The sequence below is a fragment of the Bordetella holmesii genome (assembly GCF_020735985.1).
GTDB lineage: Bacteria > Pseudomonadota > Gammaproteobacteria > Burkholderiales > Burkholderiaceae_B > Bordetella > Bordetella holmesii.
Genome location: NZ_CP085973.1, coordinates 548,182 through 565,331, shown reverse-complemented (window position 1 = coordinate 565,331; position 17,150 = coordinate 548,182). Strand labels below are relative to the sequence as shown.

At 63.5% G+C, this 17,150-nt stretch carries 14 protein-coding genes and 2 pseudogenes; 6 read left to right on the top strand and 10 right to left on the bottom strand.

Annotation, left to right across the window (positions count from 1 at the left end; all coding sequences use genetic code 11):
- Positions 1-10 precede the first annotated feature (10 nt).
- From LK440_RS02635 to LK440_RS02615, 4 genes and pseudogenes are all read left to right on the top strand, one after another.
- The gene (locus tag LK440_RS02635; protein WP_005015618.1) at positions 11-793 is read left to right on the top strand and encodes an enoyl-CoA hydratase/isomerase family protein; all 783 of its coding nucleotides are present in this window, start codon (positions 11-13) and stop codon (positions 791-793) included.
- A 188-nt stretch (positions 794-981) separates the two neighbouring features.
- A pseudogene (locus tag LK440_RS02625) lies at positions 982-1,569 on the top strand (hypothetical protein).
- On the top strand, positions 1,566-3,146 hold the full coding sequence (locus tag LK440_RS02620; RefSeq protein ID WP_005015622.1) for a rhodanese-like domain-containing protein: 1,581 nt from the start codon (positions 1,566-1,568) through the stop codon (positions 3,144-3,146). The pseudogene LK440_RS02625 and the gene LK440_RS02620 overlap by 4 nt, the downstream one beginning before the upstream one ends.
- A gap of 83 nt (positions 3,147-3,229) precedes the next feature.
- Positions 3,230-4,102: a LysR substrate-binding domain-containing protein gene (locus tag LK440_RS02615; protein WP_005015626.1), complete on the top strand. Its 873-nt coding sequence runs from the start codon at positions 3,230-3,232 to the stop codon at positions 4,100-4,102.
- Here the strand turns inward: LK440_RS02615 and LK440_RS02610 are convergent.
- The 7 genes and pseudogenes from LK440_RS02610 to LK440_RS02580 form a co-directional block, all read right to left on the bottom strand.
- Complete coding sequence (locus LK440_RS02610; protein WP_227944769.1) at positions 4,099-5,226, bottom strand: metallophosphoesterase; 1,128 nt, start codon at positions 5,224-5,226, stop codon at positions 4,099-4,101. The genes LK440_RS02615 and LK440_RS02610 overlap by 4 nt on opposite strands.
- Before the next feature lie 102 nt (positions 5,227-5,328).
- The gene (locus LK440_RS02605; protein ID WP_005015633.1) at positions 5,329-6,030 is read right to left on the bottom strand and encodes a glutathione binding-like protein; all 702 of its coding nucleotides are present in this window, start codon (positions 6,028-6,030) and stop codon (positions 5,329-5,331) included.
- Positions 6,031-6,095: 65 nt separating this feature from the next.
- The gene (locus tag LK440_RS02600; RefSeq protein ID WP_026087859.1) at positions 6,096-7,751 is read right to left on the bottom strand and encodes an alpha/beta hydrolase; all 1,656 of its coding nucleotides are present in this window, start codon (positions 7,749-7,751) and stop codon (positions 6,096-6,098) included.
- Between the two features lie 59 nt (positions 7,752-7,810).
- Positions 7,811-8,584: pseudogene (locus LK440_RS02595) on the bottom strand (YggS family pyridoxal phosphate-dependent enzyme).
- Positions 8,585-8,685: 101 nt separating this feature from the next.
- Positions 8,686-9,984 (bottom strand): MocR-like B6 salvage transcription factor PtsJ, encoded by a 1,299-nt coding sequence (gene ptsJ, locus LK440_RS02590; protein WP_005015642.1) that lies wholly within the window; start codon positions 9,982-9,984, stop codon positions 8,686-8,688.
- Positions 9,985-10,134: 150 nt separating this feature from the next.
- Positions 10,135-10,926, bottom strand: coding sequence for an N-formylglutamate deformylase (gene hutG / locus LK440_RS02585; protein ID WP_005015646.1), 792 nt, complete (start codon positions 10,924-10,926; stop codon positions 10,135-10,137).
- Positions 10,927-10,985: 59 nt separating this feature from the next.
- Positions 10,986-11,855, bottom strand: coding sequence for a nitroreductase (locus tag LK440_RS02580; RefSeq protein WP_005015647.1), 870 nt, complete (start codon positions 11,853-11,855; stop codon positions 10,986-10,988).
- A 326-nt stretch (positions 11,856-12,181) separates the two neighbouring features.
- On the opposite strand from LK440_RS02580, the gene LK440_RS02575 reads away from it, so the two are divergent.
- On the top strand, positions 12,182-13,138 hold the full coding sequence (locus LK440_RS02575) for a tripartite tricarboxylate transporter substrate binding protein (RefSeq protein WP_227944768.1): 957 nt from the start codon (positions 12,182-12,184) through the stop codon (positions 13,136-13,138).
- 43 nt (positions 13,139-13,181) lie between these two features.
- On the opposite strand, the gene LK440_RS02570 is transcribed toward LK440_RS02575, so the two are convergent.
- Both LK440_RS02570 and LK440_RS02565 read right to left on the bottom strand, forming a co-directional pair.
- Positions 13,182-13,973 (bottom strand): flavin reductase family protein, encoded by a 792-nt coding sequence (locus LK440_RS02570; protein ID WP_005015649.1) that lies wholly within the window; start codon positions 13,971-13,973, stop codon positions 13,182-13,184.
- 10 nt (positions 13,974-13,983) lie between these two features.
- Positions 13,984-15,048, bottom strand: a complete 1,065-nt coding sequence (locus tag LK440_RS02565; protein ID WP_005015650.1) for an LLM class flavin-dependent oxidoreductase — start codon at positions 15,046-15,048, stop codon at positions 13,984-13,986.
- Positions 15,049-15,150: 102 nt separating this feature from the next.
- Here LK440_RS02565 and LK440_RS02560 point away from each other — a divergent pair, with 102 nt between their 5' ends.
- Positions 15,151-16,095, top strand: a complete 945-nt coding sequence (locus LK440_RS02560; protein ID WP_005015651.1) for a LysR family transcriptional regulator — start codon at positions 15,151-15,153, stop codon at positions 16,093-16,095.
- Between the two features lie 6 nt (positions 16,096-16,101).
- Here the strand turns inward: LK440_RS02560 and LK440_RS02555 are convergent, their stop codons facing one another.
- A complete protein-coding gene (locus LK440_RS02555; RefSeq protein ID WP_005015656.1) occupies positions 16,102-16,980 on the bottom strand; it encodes an SMP-30/gluconolactonase/LRE family protein in 879 nt (292 codons plus the stop codon).
- Positions 16,981-17,150 lie beyond the last annotated feature (170 nt).

Below are 17,150 nucleotides of genomic sequence, written 5' to 3'. Positions count from 1 at the left end.
GAAGGACTTCATGCCTGTTTATGAATTTTCCACATTGCGCGTCGAGCAAAAAGGCTCCGTCGCAACCGTCTGGCTGGCGCACCCGCCCGTCAATGCCGTCAACACCACCCTCATCCAGGAGCTCACGCTGGCGCTGGACATGTTTGGAGAAGATCCCGAGGTGCGCTGTGTCATCCTGACTGGCGAGGGCAGGATTTTCTGCGCCGGCGCAGATCTGAAAGGCCGCTCGAAAATGCTCGCCGAACCTGGCGGCCTGCCTCAGCATTCACGCCGCACACGTGAGCTTTTTCATGCCATTCGTGAATGTCCCAAGCCGGTGATCGCCGCGCTCAATGGACCGGCGCTGGGAGCTGGGCTGGGTATCGCGGCCAGCTGCGACATCCTGATCGCCGCCGACACGGCCTGCTTGGCGCTGCCGGAGGTCGACGTCGGCTTGCTGGGCGGCGTCAAGCATGCGCAGCGCCTGTTCGGCCACTCGCGCCTACGCCGCATGATGCTCACGGGACTGCGCGTATCCGCCCAAGAACTTTACCGGCTGGGTATCGTCGAGGCCTGCGTGCCGGGCGCCGAACTGTTGGCTGCAGCCGGTGACATGGCGCAGCAGATCGCCAGCAAGAGCCCAACGTCGGTGCAACTGATGATCCAGACCGCCAATGCAATCGAAGACATGAGCCTTCGGGACGGCTACCGCTACGAGCAGGACATGACAGCCCAGGTCGCCAAAACCGAGGACGCCCAGGAAGCCCGGCGGGCCTTCCTTGAAAAGCGCCCCCCGGTGTTCACCGACCGCTGATAGCCGACCGACAGGAGATGATCTCACTGCAGGCGTGGGCAGATCTTCACCCGCAGATGACCCGCCGTGAGGGAGACAGGCGCATCCATTAGCCATGCTTATGATTGCGCCTGTAATCCTAATTTGAATCTGCCGCCCAAGGTCTTTAAGGTGAACGCCTGTTTCCGTTGACTTTGCAGGAGCGGCTCATGCAGCACCGCCATCCGGCGGCCGAAGAAATCCGCGCCACCATCGCCCAGATAAGGACCGACCTCCAAGCCCAGGGCGAGAACCGCGCCACGCTGGCGTCCACGCTGGCCAAGCTCATCGATCTGGCCGCGCACAAAACGTGATGGGACGCGGCCCGTTACCCGGCGCCGGAGGAAGGCGAGTTGCAGGCGCGCTACCTGATCCATGCCGACGACGACCAGAGCTATGCGCTTTATCTGAACGTCATGCGCCCGGGCAAGAAAATCGTGCCCCACAACCACACCACCTGGGCCTGCATCGCGGCTGTCGATGGCGTCGAGCTCAACTACACCTACGATCGCCTGGACGATGGCAGCCAGCCGGGACGGGCCCGCTTGGCCCGCAGCGGCACCGTGGTGGTCGGCCCCGGCGGCGGCATCGCACTGATGCCCGACGATATCCATGCCGTCCATATCGAAGGACAGGATGTGATCAGGCATCTGCACATGTATGGCCGCGCCCTCGAGACGCTGGATCAACGGCTGGCTTTCGATCTGGAAAACGGGACCTGCCAGCAGATGGCCATCGGCGTCAGCACCCGTCGATGATCCCGCCTCTGAGCGCCTCCTCAACGCCGGCCTCCCCGTTACGTATCCATGCCTGCGCGCTCAAGGCCTGTTTGCACGATGGCGCGGAGATCGCGTTGCTCGATATCCGCGAGCACGGCCAGTATGGTCAGGCGCATCTGTTCTACGCCGTCAATGCTCCGTACAGCTTGCTGGAGTTCGACGTCCGCAGGCTGGTGCCGCGGCGATCCACCCGCCTCGTGCTCTATGACAATGACGACGGGCTGGCCGAACGGGCTGCGGCGGTATTGCAGGCACTGGGCTACCCGCAGGTCGCCATTCTGGATGGCGGGCTGCCCGCCTGGCAGAGCCAGGGATATGCCGTCTTCGCTGGCGTCAACCTTCCGAGCAAAACATTTGGTGAGCTGGTCGAGCAGACCCTGCACACCCCGACCATGAGCGCCGACGAACTGCATCGGCGGCAGACTCGGGGCGATAACCTCGTCGTGCTGGATGGCCGGCCTTATGGCGAGTACGGGAAAATGAGCATCCCTGGCGCCATCTGCTGTCCCAATGGCGAACTGGCGCTGCGTATCGACGCGCTCGTGCCCGACGCCGATACCACCATCGTGATCAACTGCGCCGGTCGCACCCGCAGCATCATTGGCGCGCAGACACTCATCAACCTCGGTGTCCGCAACCCTGTCTATGCACTGGAGAACGGCACCCAGGGGTGGTTTCTGCACGACTACACACTGGAGCACGGCCAGACACGGCGTCACGGTATGGAGTGTTCTGCTGGACAGCTAGGCCGGGCCCGGCAGCGCGCCGGGGCACTGGCCGAGCGCCACGGCGTGTCGGTCATTACCCCCGAGGCGTTGGCTGCCCTGCAGGCCGACACGGCGCGCACAACCTATGTTTTCGATATCCGCACGCAGCAGGAGTACGCCGCGGCGACGCAGCCCGGCGCCGCACACGCGGCAGGCGGACAATTGCTGCAGGCCACCGATCAGTTCGTGGGTACGCGCGGCGCGCGCCTGGTGCTGGTCGACGGCGAGGAAATCCGCGCACCGGTCGTGGCCAGCTGGCTAGGCCAGTTAGGCTGGGAAGTCTATGTTCTGCAGGCCGGATCACTTGCCTGGACCCCACATCCGCCTACCGAGCCCGACAACGGGCTGCGGCTCATCGATAGCGCTCAGGCCCGCAAGCGGTTCGACCAGGGCCGCTGCTTCGTCGACCTGCGCCCCAGCATGGCCTATCGTCAGAGCCATATCGCCACGGCACAGTGGCGAACTCGCAGCCGCGGCGAGGCGTTGCCCGCGGGCGCGGTCATCATCGCCGCCGACGCCCGCGTGGCCGAGCTGTATGCCCGCGACTACGCCGGCCACGCGGACGCGGAACTGCTCATGGACACGCCTGGTCAATGGGAGGCAGCGGGTCTGCCGCTGGCGCGCACGCCCGACCTGCCCGCCGACGAAGCCTGCATCGACTTTCTTTTCTTCGTGCATGACCGCCACCAGGGGAACCGCCAGGCCGCCATTCAGTATTTGCAATGGGAAACAAGCCTGACCGCGCAGATCGACGAGCGCGAGCGCGCTGCGTTCCGGTTCATGACCTGACACGCGCAGGGCCTGGTATGCGGCGCAAACGGCGAAATTACGCTACTGTCGACGCAGCTAGTCATCCACACCGAGAACCCGCCATGCGCACCCTGGACCTCGACCTGCTGCGCACGCTGGTCGCCATCGTTGAACACGACTCGTTTTCTGCGGCCGCCGACAACCTGCACAAGACGCAATCGGCCATCACGCAGCAGATGCAACGGCTGGAACAGCTTATCGAACTGCCCTTGTTCGAAAAACGCGGCCGCCACAAACGGCTCTCGGCCCACGGCGAGAAACTCGTCATCTATGCCAGGCATATGCTGGCCCTCAATGATGAAGCCCTACGCGCCTTGCAGGACAGCCTGCTGGAAGGTGCATTGCGGCTGGGCTCGCCGCACGATGTGGCCGACAGCATTCTGCCCAGCCTGCTGACCCATGTGGCGCGAACCTTCCCGCGCGTCAAACTCGAAATCCGCGTCGATCGCAGCCCGAACCTGATGACGGCACTGCGCCACGGCGAACTGGACCTGACGGTCTCGACCCGCTTCGACCCTGCGCTCGAAGGCGTCGTGTTGCGTACGTCGCCGACCGTGTGGTTGTGCTCGGCCGACTACGTCCACGACCACCACGCCCCCGTTCCCCTCGTGTTGGCCGACGAACCCAGCATTTTCCGCCGCCTCGCGCTCAATGCGCTGGAGCAATCCCAAGTGCGATGGCAGACCAACTATGTCGCCCCCAATCTGGTAGGGATAAAGGCCGCACTGCGCGCAGGCCTGGGCGTGACGGCACGCAGCGTTGAACTGCTGGGCCCGGACATGCGCGTGCTGGGCGAGAAAGAAGGCCTGCCGCCGCTTCCCGACGTGAACTATTTTCTTTGGATACGCCGGGACCTCATCAACCCGCTTACCCGTCATGTCTACGACATGCTCAAAACTCAGCTGCGCCTGTCGGCCGAGGAGACAACGGATTAAGGCGCAGCCCGCAACGTCATGACGGTGATCTCGGAGGGCCGCCCCAGACGCAACGGAAAGCCCGGCCACAGGCCGGCGCCGTTGCTCACATAGAGCTGACCGCCGTCCACGTCATAGCGTCCCGAAACAAAACCGCCATTGAATCGCGCCACGATCCTATCCATGCCGAGGATATGGCCACCATGAGTATGGCCGGAGAGCTGCAGGTCCGCTCCCGCAGCACGATTGGCCCGGGCGGCACCCGGTCTGTGGTCGAGCAGCACCACGGCAGCGCCCCGAGGCCGTCCGGCCAGCGCCTGAGCAACGTCCGGCCCTGCGGCGTCGCGCGTGGGTGCGATCTGATCAGTCACCCCAGCGAGCACCAGTTCGCCCTGCCCGCGCCGCAGAACGACGTGGGTATTCATCAGCATGTGGATACCCTGCTGGCCAAAGACGTCCAGCCATTGCGGATAGCCCTGGTAGTAGTCGTGGTTACCCGTCACCCCAAATACGCCGTCAGCCGCGCGCAAGTGCCCAAAAGCCGGGTAATCCTGCGCTCGCGCCTGGGGCGTGCCATCGACCAGATCGCCCGAAATGACGATGAGATCCGGCTGCGCCGCATTGGTACGCGCGACCACTTCCGCCAACCACGGGCCTCGCAGCAGACTGCTGGTGTGCAGATCCGTCAGGTGGGCGATACGATAGCCCTCAAACTCCGGAGCCAGTCCCGCAATGGCGACGTCCATCTGTCGTAACGCTGGCTGCCGCGTTCCCTGCCAGACACCTATGCCGGCGAGCACCAGGCAAACCAGTGCCAGGGCGTGGGTCCATGCCCCGGGAGGGCGGCGCCATATGCCCGCCTGACGGGTCAACAGCCACTGCCCCAGGCCGATGACATCCTTGATGAGCAGCGCGGCGGCCAACAGCATCAGCGCGCCGAACACCGTGCCCAGGCCCATGATGGCCAGGCGGGGAATCTCCGGCGATGCAATCGTGCCGAAGAATCGGCTCACCAACCAATGGTGCTCGATCAGACCCATGAGCAACAAGGACAACAGGCAGCGGATAGGCAGACCCAAGGGAAGTCGGCTGACATAGCGCCAGACGAGATAAAGGCCAACCAGGCCTGGGACGAGCGGAAACACCTTCGACTTCTCCAGCAAATTCGGCCCACGCCAGCCAGAACCACGGGTGCGTGTTTGCCGACCACTCTTGCGACGCTGCCGCCAGAGTGGCCGCTTGGTGGGTTACGCCGCCGGGATGAGCAAGCCGCGCTGGACGGCCGCACGATCGACAAAGGCCTCCAGCACGCGTTTGACGTTGGCGAAACGCTCGAACTGCACCAACTCGCCAGCGCCATAAAAGCCGACCAGATTGCGCACCCACGGGAAAATGGCAATATCGGCGATGGTGTACTGCTCACCCATGACCCATTGACGGTCCTGCAGCCGCCCGTCCAACACGCTCAGCAGGCGGCTGGATTCGGCGACATAACGGTCGAGCGGTCGTTTGTCTTCGTACGCTTTGCCGGCAAACTTATGGAAAAAGCCCAACTGGCCGAACATCGGCCCGATGCCCCCCATCTGAAACATCAGCCACTGCAAGGTCTCGAAGCGGCCTACCGCCTCGGCAGGCAAGAAGCGGCCGGTCTTGCTGGCCAGATACACCAGGATCGCGCCGAACTCGAACAAGGCCAGCGGCTTGCCGTCCGGGCCGTGCGGATCCAGAATGGCCGGGATCTTGTTATTAGGGCTCAGCGACAAGAACTCTGGCGAGAACTGATCCTGCGCATAAAAGCTCACCCGGTGCGCCTCATAAGGCAAGCCGGTTTCCTCGAGCATGATGGAGACCTTCACGCCGTTGGGCGTCGGCAGCGAATAGAGCTGAATACGGTCCGGGTGCAGGGCCGGCCATTTGCGGGTAACGGGAAAAACGTCCAAGGCGCTCATGCGTCATCTCCAGACAAGGAATGGTCGACATGCTAGCGCATGCGACCCGCGCGGCCGACACGGCCTCAAGGCGGGGTGCTGCGCGCGGCCCGATATCGCTTCAGGGCGGCCAGGGATGACGCGGTCCAGTCGCTCGGCCCGGTCAGGCTGGCCCAGGCATCCAGATAATGGTCAAAGGCGTAGACATGGCCATGCCCCTTGGGGGGTTCGACGGCGAGTACGAGGTCAAACGCCAATTGCAGAAAACTCACCACGGGAATCCACCGCATATCGGGCGAGACATCCGGTCCCAGAGGCGCCTCCATCCAGCCGGGCCGGCGCCACAGCGCATGCGGGTCAAAGAACGTCACCGCATCGCTGGCATACTGCAGAAACACGATCCGATACTTGCCCCACGGTACCGCGGCATCGTCCAGGTGGTTGCGCTGGCTGGTAAAGCGCACGACGGACCCATCGCCAAAAACAGGCAGCCAGGCCGGCGAGCCGGCGTTGCGGCCCTGCGTGACCGCGCGCCAGGTCGGCGTGTCAAACGGCGGCCCCGACCACAGCGCACCATCATAAGGCGCGTCGATGACCTGAAACAGGTCGTGGCTCAAGTCTGCGTTGAGTGCGCCCAGGCTCAAGCCCTGCAGGTAGAGCCGTGGCCGCTTGTCTTGCGGTAGCGTGCGCCAGTAACCATAGACGGTTGCGAACACGGCCCGTGCCGTCTCCACGCCATACTCAGGATCCGCCAGCAACGCCAGCCAGCTCAGCAGATAGGAGTACTGCACCGACACGGTTGCCACATCGCCATGCAATACATACTCAAGCGCTTCCTGGCTTTCGGGATCGACCCAGCCGGTGCCTGTGGGCGTGGCGATGACCAGATTGGCGCGTTCGAACGCCCCGATGCGCTTGAGTTCCGCCAAGGCGAGATGGGCGCAGGCCTGCGGCGTATCCGCAGAATTCAGGCCCACGTAGACACGCAAGGGTTCCAGCGCAGCCTTCCCGGTCGCCTGCGCAATGGCGGCGGCGTCGGGCCCGGCGGCGATCATCCGTCTGCCCTGCCGCCCCAGTCGCTCCCAATCGAGCAAAGAGCCCGCCCCCCCCGTCTTGCCTGCCGACTGCGGCTGGGCAATGTCGGGCTCGACCAACGCATCCAGCCCGGCATAGAGCCGATCTGCCGACCGCATGAGGCCATGCACCAGCACGCCATTGCCCAACATCCAGAAAAACACCGCCGTCAGCACCAGGGCCGCCAAACCGGCCAAGGGCCCGGAGACGTAGCGCGACAGCTTGGCGGTCAGCCGGCGGCGCACCCAACCGAGCAGACGTGCGATCAGCAACAAGACGCCAAACGTCAGCAGCGCCAGCCCGGCCACGGTCCAAGGTCCGCCGCTATCCAGGGCGGGCATATCCATGAGCGCGCGCAGACGGTTTTGCCACTCCAACGCCCAGCGTAAGGTCAAGACCGCCAGCAACAGGCATCCGGCCCAGGTCACGGCCAACGCTCGCCTGTGCCAACATGGACTCAGCCGGGGCAGGGCCATCATCTGCCAGGCTCGTCGCATCAACACACCCAGCCCATACCCTGCCGCCAGGCAAAACCCGCCAAGCAGCCCCTGGACCATGGGTGAACGCGGCACCAGCGAAGGCGTCAATGAGGCAGCGAACAGCAACGTGCCCAGCACCATGCCGATACCGCAAAGAGAAGAACCGTGGTTTGTCGAGTCGGAAGTCATGAGCGCTGCACCTGGCACACTAGCGTACCGCCATTGCGCGCCTCGGAAAAGCGGCCGCCTTAGCGCTCGGGCCAGTAGAACGCGTCAGGCGTGTCGCGGGCGCCAAAAATGGCCTGGCCGACACGCACGACCGTAGCCCCTTCTTCGATGGCGATCTCATAGTCGCCGGACATCCCCATCGAGAGTTCCTCGACGTAAGGCATGCCCTGGCGCAATCGATCGCGCAACACACGCAGCCCGGTAAAACATTGCCGCACGCGCTCTGCCTCGGTCGACAGCAGGGCAAGCGTCATGAGCCCACGCACCCGCAACGCAGAAAACGGCGCGAGATCGCGCAAGAACTACTCGACCTGGTCTGGAGCAAATCCGTACTTGCTGTCTTCACCCGAAGTATTGACCTGCACGAACACATCCAATGCGCGGCCTTCGTCCTGCAAGCGCCGCTCCAGCGCCTGCGCGACCCTCAAACTATCCAACGCCTGGAACTCCTGCGCGTAACGCGCCACGAGCCTGGCCTTGTTGGTCTGCAAATGACCGATCACCGACCAGCGCAAATCCGGCAAGTCGGCCAACGCCTCCCACTTGCGCGAGACTTCTTGCAGCTTGTTCTCGCCAAGGAACCGGCATCCGGCGGCATAGGCCAGCCGGATGCGTGCCTCATCGACCGTTTTACTCACGGGCAACAGCCTCACACTGCCAGCAGCGCGGCCGGCGCGGTCACATGCCGCATCGATACGCGCCTGTACGGCCGCCAGATTGACCCGAAAGTCGTCCACGGTCCTGGCCTGCGGCCAACGGCCATGCAATTCATGTTGTGTCGGCGTGGCGCACATATCACTCTACCCAAAGGATCGGCTTTTCTGGCCCGGCTAACTTTGTCATAGGACAATATAGCACGCGGCAATGCCGCCACGCGGCCACGACTTTCGGCCAATCACTCTGCGGCAACCGTGCCGGCAAGACAGTCCCGCAGGTCGCGCGCCAGACGGTGGCATTGCGCGGCATCGAGCGTGGAGATGGTCAACCGCAGGCCATGGATGGCGCGTTCCACGCCAAAACCCTCCCCGGCCCGAACGGCCCACCCTCGGCGCGCCATGGCTGCAGCCTGCGCGCTATCGTCGGCGACAGGTAGCCACACATTGAGTCCGTCAGCGCCGCAGGCGCCGACCAGGCCGAACTCCAGCAACGCCTGCATCAGATTCCGTCGGCGGCGCGCATACTCCTTGCTCGCACGGGCAATCAACTGCCGTGCGCGGTCGTCAAGCAATGCCGCTTGCACCATGTCCTGCAGAAGATGACTCACCCAGTTCGTCCCTGGCGCCAGTCGCAGCCGCAGCCGTTGCGCCGTCGCAGAATCGCTGGCCACGCCCGCCACCCTGAGGTCCGGCCCCAATGCTTGGGACACCGAACGCACCAGCGCCCAGCGTGCCCGCTGGCGCCCCAACACCGAATAAAACGGCGCTTCGGCCAGCAAAGCAAAATGGTCATCGACAATCACCATGACCTGCGGATACCGCGCCAACACCCGCGACAACGCCGTGGCTCGTCTGCGGCTCAGATTGCACCCGGTGGGGTTATGCGCTCGCGGCGTCATGATGACTGCCCGCGCACCGCCGGCCAGCGCCGCCTCCAGGCCGGCAACCTGCATACCCTCCTGATCGACGGGCACCCCAACTGCCCGAAAACCGCCCAGGCGCAAAAGGTTGATGCTGCTCAGAAAGCAGGGATCCTCGACCGCCACGCCGTCGCCTGCCACCAGGCAGGCACCCAGCAGACGTTCCATGGCATCAACCGCTCCGTGGGTAACATCCACCTCAAAATCGCCGGGGCAATCCGGCCCGAACCAGGCTCGCAAGTAGGCCTGCAGCGCCACATTGACCGTCTGCTCACCATACAAGCGGGCAGGCTGCACGGACAAACGCGGCGCGGGCAGCCAGGCGGGGTTGGGATTGCCGCTGGCAACATCCACGAGCGTGCCGCCAACCGGGGCGCCCTCCTGTTGACCGGGCCCGTCCGGCGGGCGGATCATCGTACCCAAGCGCCCCTGGGCATGAGCAATGCCGGCTGCCACCAGGCGCTTGTAGGCAACCGCCACGGTATTGCGATTGACCCCCAACGCGGCAGCCAACTCGCGCACGGGCGGCAAAACACTGCCCGGCGCGTACGCACCGGCCTCTACCTGCGCGCGTACGCTGTCAAAAATCTCGGCGGCCGAGCTTCTTTCTATCGACATGAGTTCCCCGTTGAGTCGGGGAATTGTAGTTGTCATAGGTCAAACCGTGCCACCGAAACCCGTACACGCACGACATAAAAAAGGCGTGAGCCCGATGTCGACTCACGCCACGGCCTCAAGAGGCGGTCACGCACCCGCGTTGGGCCTGGCTCAGAGTTGCTCGAACGCCTGGCTCACCAGCCGCTCTACCAGCGCGCCCACGCGGGCTGCCGCATCCTCGGCCCAGGCATAGGGATAGTGCTCCTCCATGTAGGTGGATTGGCACATTTCCAGCTGCACCGCATGCACGTTGCCAGCGGGATTTCCGTAGTGGCGAGTGATGTAGCCCCCCTTGAAGCGGCCGTTGACTGCCCAACTGTAGTCCGTCTGCGTGGCCAGTTGACGCTCGATAATCTCCTGAATTCCGGGCGCGGCGCTGGCGCCCGCCGCCGTGCCGATATTCAGATCGGGCAGCTTGCCGTCAAACAGGCGTGGGATCACGCTGGCGATGGAATGCCCCTCCCACAGCAAGACCTTGCCGTGCTGTGCGCGCAGCCGATCGATCTCGGTGCGCAATTGGTCGTGATACGGCTGCCAGTACTGGATGCGGCGCGCCTCGCGCTCGTCGTCTGCAATGCTGTCACGGCCATCCAGATAAAGCGGCTGACCGTCAAAGGTCTGCGTCGGGCACAGGCCCGTCTTGGCTTGGCCGGGATAAAGGCTCTCGTCATTGGGCGGCCGGTTCAAATCGACCACATAGCGCGAATAACGCGCCCACAGAAACGAGGCACCCAGCTTCTTACCGAAGGCATAGAGGCAATCCAGATGCCAATCCGTGTCCCCTGAACGCAACCCCAGCGGCGTCATGAGCGGCTTTTGCGTCTCGGGAATCAGGCTACCCAGATGAGGAATAGAGATCAGCAGCGGCGCGGTGCCGGCCTCGAAATGAAAGATGTCGCTCATGGATACTCTTGAAGCGGCCTGCAGGCAGGGCTTACGCAAAAAATAGTGCGTCCATGATACTAAAACGAGTCGCGGCGACGTTGTCTCTCAATAAGTGAGAAAGACAACGAGGTTTCGGCATGACCGTCATACGTGTCGGAAACCAAGGTCCGGCAAGCCCTAGCGGACGGGGCTAAATCCAGCCACGACGTATAGGCCGCCGGATCCACGCGGTCGGGTCGGAAGGTGTTGACCGGCGCCTGCTCGTCGGCATAGCCCAAGGCCAGCGCGCACACCAGCCGCTCCTTCTGCGCGCCCAGATGCGGCAGGACAATAGAGGCGAAAGGGTTCCATGCTGCCTGAATGCAGGTGTGCAAGCCTTCGGCGCGCGCGGCGATCATGACGTTCTGCACGAACATCGCGGTATCGACCAGCGCCCCTTCCGCCATCAGACTCTCGTTGGTAAAGAATATGCCCACGGGCGCGCCGAAGAATTCGTAGTTGCACTGCATCTGCGCATGCATGCGCAGCCTGTCGCCTTTGGCGATATTCAGCACACCATACAACCCGAGTCCGCAGGCGCGCCGACGCTCCAGGTATGGCGACACCCAGGGATCGGGGTAATACTGATACTCCTCGCGGTACTGGCTGGCCAGCGCCGGATCGGCCGCCAGCGCATCGTTGGCCTCGCACACCTTGCGCGACAGCGCATCGCGGCTGGCCCCCTGCACGACATAGACCTTCCACGGCTGGATATTTGACCCCGATGGAGCCCAACTGGCCAGGCGCAGAATGCGCTCGATGGTCGCGCGCGCCACGGGCGTGCCGAGAAATTCACGGCAACAGAAACGGCTTGCTATCGCGGCTTGCACACTGGCCGGATCGGCCACGACAGTGCTTACGGCTGGCGCCTGCAAGGCAGCGCGCATAAGTGCGGTGTCAACGGTCATCGTCTTCTCTGCGTAGGGTCGCAGGCGGCTTGCCGCCCATCGGAACAACGACGCACTCTCGCACATCACTCGGCAGGCGTCGACCCCGACCCGGCGCCGGATCCGACCGTCCATGCTACGGACGAACTCCGGCGATTTGCGCATAACTGTTCTGCATCAGAAAGGGGTAATCTCCCCTTCCGATAGAACTTACCATTGTGTAGACAACAAACACGGACGGCCGGATGGCGCCGATTCACCCAGAGACGCCAGCCTGACTTACAAGGCCGGCCCGCAAGCGGAGGCGGGCAGACGAGGCGCCGGGGTCAGGAGACAGAACGATGTATATGCCCACGCGCCGCGGTTTCATCGCGGCAGGCACCCTCATGGCGCTCACCCGGCCCTTGCGCGCGGCCGCCAAGCCCGTCACGCTGATCGTTCCCTATGCCGCAGGCGGCCCCAACGACAATTTTGCACGGCTGCTGGCCGAGGGCATGGGAGCCCGCACCGGACGCCCATTCATTGTCGAGAACAAACCTGGCGCCAACGGCATCATCGGCGCCAGCCAGGTCGCGCGCGCCGCTCCTGATGGATCCACCCTGCTGATGGGCGGCTCCGGACCTATCTCGCTGAACATCCTGTTGCGTCCTGGCCTGCAGTATGGATTCGAGAGTTTCGACTCCGTCGCCATGCTGTTTGATGGCCCGCTGACGATCAGCGTGCCGCCGCAATTGGGAGTCAGTTCGCTGCCTGATCTCGTGGCCTATGCCAGGCGGCAAGGGCGGGCGCTGACGTATGGATCGCTCGGGCCGGGCAGCGTCACGGACCTCTATGGGCTGATCCTGTCAAAGGCGCTGGACATCCCGCTGACAGCCGTTCCGTACAAAAGCACTCCCACCAGCCTGATCGACTTGATCATGGGCCGCAACGACCTGTCGTTCATGACGCCGATTGCCTTGGCCGATCATCAAAAGGCCGGAGCGGTGAAGATTCTCACCCTCACCACGGACCGCCGTGATCCGGCGCTGCCAGACGTGCCGTGCGTCACCGAGTTGGGGTATCCCCAGCTCAAAGCCAGCTACTGGACAGCGCTGCATGCCCCCAGAGGCACCCCTGCGGCGTTAATTCACGCCTACGCCGAAGCCGCCGTCAACACCGTGCAGACCGCGTCCTTCCGGCAAATGCTGCTGACCAACGGCCAAACAGAAAAGGCCGGCGGGCCGTCAGCGTTGCAGGCCCAACTGCAGGCCGATCGCCAGTATTGGGGCAAGGTCATCAAGGACAACCATATCGTCCTCGACTGAGCCGTGACCGGCAAGCCCCGGGCACGTCCGCTCGGCATTCCGATTATTGCAAGCGCGAGAGCCGGTGCGTGGCCGAATTGAAGTTGATGACCGGCTGCGCCGGGCGACACGTCGTCTTGCGAATCTTGCCGACGATGAGATCGTGCGTGCCCAGCACTTCCGTGCAGACGATGTCGCACTCGATGCTGGCCAAGGCATCACCCAGCACGGGCAGGCCTTGCTCGGTCATCGCCCAGCCGCCGCTGGCAAAGCGCGCCTCGCCCTGCGGCTGGCGCAAAAAGGCCTGGATGACATCATCATGGTCCTCGCCCAGCACATTCGCTACGAAGCGGCCATTGCGCACAAGCGCATCGCGCGCCGACGAGGTCTGCTGCACGAAGAACCCGACCATGGGCGGCTCGGCGGAGATCGACGTCAAACTCGAGACGATCATCCCCGCGACCTGCTGACCGTCCCCGGTGCTGATCGCACTGATGCCCGCCGGCAAAGCCCGCATGGCGGCTTTGAAATCGTCGATGGACACCACTTCGTCGCGTTCGTTGACGATCATGTGCGCGCGAATGTCGCCGCGCTCGTTCACCCAGCCATGCTGGGCCGCGTAGTCGACCATGGCCGAGAAGTCGGCCTCCCATTGCGGATCGCCGGCATGCTGCGACAGAAAACGCAGCACCGACGGCGCCAGTCGAAGATGGCGTTCGTCCTCGCGCCGCCCCACCCGGGCGATGGCTTGCTCCAGCCGCTCACGAGGCTGAGGATCGGCCAGCACGTCCAGGCGCCGGAAGTCTTTCGGGTTGCGCAGGGTGATGGACCCCGCGTTGCTCAGATAGATCTGCATGGCTCCCTCCTCAGGCGAGCGCTGCCGTGCTGCCGATTTCCTTGCGGATGGCCGGAATGATTTTGTCGCCCCAGAGTTCGATCTGCCGCAGCATGGTCTTCTGATCGAAGTCGCCGAGCTGGGTTTGCAGCGCGATGTGTTTGGGACGCAGGATGCTGATCTCTTCCAGCATCTTGTCGATGACCTCGTTGACCGATCCGACGGGCAGATTCTTGCGCAACTGTTCGAATGTGGGGTCGGTCTCGGAGGGCACTTCCTTGACCATGTAACCATCGTCGCTTTGCGCGCGGCGATACTTCAGGCTCTCGGAGATACGGCGTTGGAAACGGGCACAATCGAGATAGGCATCGATCTCGGCATTGTTGTCCGACGCATAGCCGCAACGCAGAAAACCAAACTTGACGTCCCGATCGAGATCCTTGCCGTTGTCGCTGGCCACTTTCTCCAAGCGCCCACGCAGACCCGCGATGGCCTCGTTGCCATTGAGCAGTGCAGTGACGAACAGGTTGTGGCTCTCGCGCACGCCGCGGCCCAGCGTTACCGGATTGCCCGAGGTGATCCAGATCGGCGGCATGGGATCCTGCAGACAGCGCACGGCGATCGAACTCGGAGGGATGTTCAGGTACTGCCCCTGATGCTCGAAGATCTTCTGCGTCAGGCCCTTTGGAATCACGTCCAGGAACTCATTGAAGATCGCACCGGACTCGGCGATCTGCACCCCGAAACGCTCGAACTCGAACTCCTGGTAGCCCGACCCTACACCCAGCTCCAGACGGCCGTTGGAGACGGTATCGACAAATCCGACTTCGGCCAGAAAACGCGCCGGATGATAGAGCGGGAGGATGCAGACGGCCGTACCCAGGCGAATGCGCTGCGTCTTGGCCGCGGCGTGCGCGACCGTCATCAGCGGCGAGGGCGACAACGAGTAGTTGTTGAAATGGTGCTCGGCATACCAGGCCGTGTCAAAGCCTGCCTGCTCGGCCACAACGGTCTGCTCGATGGAGTTGTTAATGACTTGCTTGGAGGACTGGTGGTAACCTCGTTGCTGCGCCAGAATGAATACGCCGAATTCCATAATGTCCCCTCAATAGCGGATTTTGAGGAAATTCTAGAGGCTGGTACCCCTGGCCGGAATACAAGAAAAACGGCGTTCTGTGCTGCGAAAAGTGGAGGAATGATGGACAAGCTGCGCGCGATGGAGCTTTTTCTGTCGATATCTAAAACGGAAAGCTTCTCCGAAACCGCGCGGCAGTTCGGAGTATCGGCCACTTCGGTATCTCGCATGATCACCGAATTCGAGAGCGAGCTGAACGTCAAGCTTTTGCTGCGTTCCACACGCCAGGTCGTGCTGACCGAAGCCGGCCAGGAATACGCCAGTCAGCTCGACGGCATACTCTGGAGTATCAACGAGGCGCATCGCAATATCACGGAGATACGCTCGGCGCCCAAAGGCATCCTGCGCGTGCATTCGCGCATGATGTTTGGCCTGGGTGTATTGCCGCCGCTGGTGGCGGAGTTTCGGCAACAGTATCCGGACATCCATATCGAACTGGTGCTCTCCGAGGCCAAGACCGACCTGCGGCGCAACAACTTCGATATTGATTTCCGTATTTCTCCGCCCGTCGAAGCCGGCCTCAAGCGACGCATTCTGTTTAAAAGCGAGCGCTATCTGGTGGCCTCGCCCGCCTATCTGGCCCGCCGCAGCATGCCTGCCCAGCCCGCCGACATCGCCACACACGCCTGCCTGGCCTATCTGCTGCCGGGCGAACAGTACCGTTGGCGCTTCAAGCGCGATGACCTCATCGACGACATACCGATCCAGCCGCGGCATGTCAGCAACAACGGCGTGGCCCTGCTGGAGCTGGCGCGGTTAGGCGAAGGGATCGCCCTGCTGAATGACTACACCGTGCAGAGCGACATCGCGCGCGGCACGCTGGCGCGCGTCTTCCCGGATTATCGCGTGACGAACACGACGTTCGAGGAGGGGATGTACGCAACCATCCTGGACACGGCGATGATCCCGGCCAAGATACGTCTCTTTCTGGATTTCGTGGCCGACCACGTCTCCGGGCCGGCGCTGCGCTTTAGCGCCTACAAAGCCAGCGCCGCCGGCAGCGACTGAGCCGGATCAAAGGCAGATACGGCTGCGCGACCGTGGCGCGCCGCGCGCGCCACTGCCACGAACCCGCAGCAAGGCGCCATCCATCGGCCCATCCGCGGCCAGACGCCCGCTGTCGCTGATCGACGTCACGTAAATGTCGGTCAGATCGGCGCCACCAAAACACAGGGATGCCGGGTGACGTACCGGCAGATCGATACGGACATCGAGCCGGCCCTGCTGGTCGAATCGTGCGATGGCGCCCGCGTGCACCAACGCCGTCCAGAGACCACCTTCGGCATCGAAGCAACAGCCATCCGGCGCGGAGCCCAGCGCATCGGTGTCGACGAAGACCTCGCGCGCGGCCAGTGTGCCGTCGGCCGCCATGCGAAAGCGAAACACCGTGCGTTGCGCACTGTCGCAGACGTAGAAGTGTCGACCCAGCGGATCCGGCCCGGGTCCGTTGACCACCCCAAGTTCGCCGGCCAGCAGCGTCAGCCGCCCTCGAGTATCCAGACGATAGAGGCCTCCCAATGGAGGCTCGTCTTCCTTGCGATAGATATGCATGGTGCCGGCGACAAAGCTGCCGTCGGGCATGGCAACGCCATCGTTGAGCCGCAGATTGGGATGGCTCACGCCCAGGCGGGCCACGATCTGCAGGTGTTCGTCGCGCAGGTCGAACAACGCAAACGCGTCCTTGAGGGCCACCACGAGCTGATCGTCGCCGTTGAGGGCAAACGAACCGATGGGTGCGGGCAGTTGCCATTGACGTGACGCCCCGCTGGCCGGATCGATGCACAGAACACGACCGGCGCGGCAGTCTGCCATCCAGATCCGCTGCCCTGCCTCATCCCATACCGGACACTCTCCCAATGCGGCGCGCGTCGTGCCGATTCTGTCGATCTGCATCTGTCGATAGTCTCCTGACCACTCGCATGGTAGCGGCTCGCCGGCGGGCGGAATAGGCCGATTTCCTGCAGAACACAACCAACATTTATGGGGTAAATCCTGCGCATAACGCGTCCATATAATCCAAAAAAAACCGGCGGCCGGAATCTCAAGGCTTGGCCTGGCCGGTC

Excerpts from the sequence above, each read along its gene's own strand:
- LK440_RS02575 (WP_227944768.1), top strand. The coding sequence starts at position 12,182 with ATGCCCACGCGCCGCGGTTTCATCGCGGCAGGCACCCTCATGGCGCTC.
- LK440_RS02635 (WP_005015618.1), top strand. The coding sequence starts at position 11 with ATGCCTGTTTATGAATTTTCCACATTGCGCGTCGAGCAAAAAGGCTCC.
- LK440_RS02615 (WP_005015626.1), top strand. The coding sequence starts at position 3,230 with ATGCGCACCCTGGACCTCGACCTGCTGCGCACGCTGGTCGCCATCGTT.
- LK440_RS02570 (WP_005015649.1), bottom strand. The coding sequence starts at position 13,973 with ATGCAGATCTATCTGAGCAACGCGGGGTCCATCACCCTGCGCAACCCG.
- LK440_RS02565 (WP_005015650.1), bottom strand. The coding sequence starts at position 15,048 with ATGGAATTCGGCGTATTCATTCTGGCGCAGCAACGAGGTTACCACCAG.
- LK440_RS02620 (WP_005015622.1), top strand. The coding sequence starts at position 1,566 with ATGATCCCGCCTCTGAGCGCCTCCTCAACGCCGGCCTCCCCGTTACGT.
- LK440_RS02555 (WP_005015656.1), bottom strand. The coding sequence starts at position 16,980 with ATGCAGATCGACAGAATCGGCACGACGCGCGCCGCATTGGGAGAGTGT.
- LK440_RS02600 (WP_026087859.1), bottom strand. The coding sequence starts at position 7,751 with ATGACTTCCGACTCGACAAACCACGGTTCTTCTCTTTGCGGTATCGGC.
- LK440_RS02560 (WP_005015651.1), top strand. The coding sequence starts at position 15,151 with ATGGACAAGCTGCGCGCGATGGAGCTTTTTCTGTCGATATCTAAAACG.
- hutG (WP_005015646.1), bottom strand. The coding sequence starts at position 10,926 with ATGAGCGACATCTTTCATTTCGAGGCCGGCACCGCGCCGCTGCTGATC.
- LK440_RS02580 (WP_005015647.1), bottom strand. The coding sequence starts at position 11,855 with ATGACCGTTGACACCGCACTTATGCGCGCTGCCTTGCAGGCGCCAGCC.
- LK440_RS02605 (WP_005015633.1), bottom strand. The coding sequence starts at position 6,030 with ATGAGCGCCTTGGACGTTTTTCCCGTTACCCGCAAATGGCCGGCCCTG.
- ptsJ (WP_005015642.1), bottom strand. The coding sequence starts at position 9,984 with ATGTCGATAGAAAGAAGCTCGGCCGCCGAGATTTTTGACAGCGTACGC.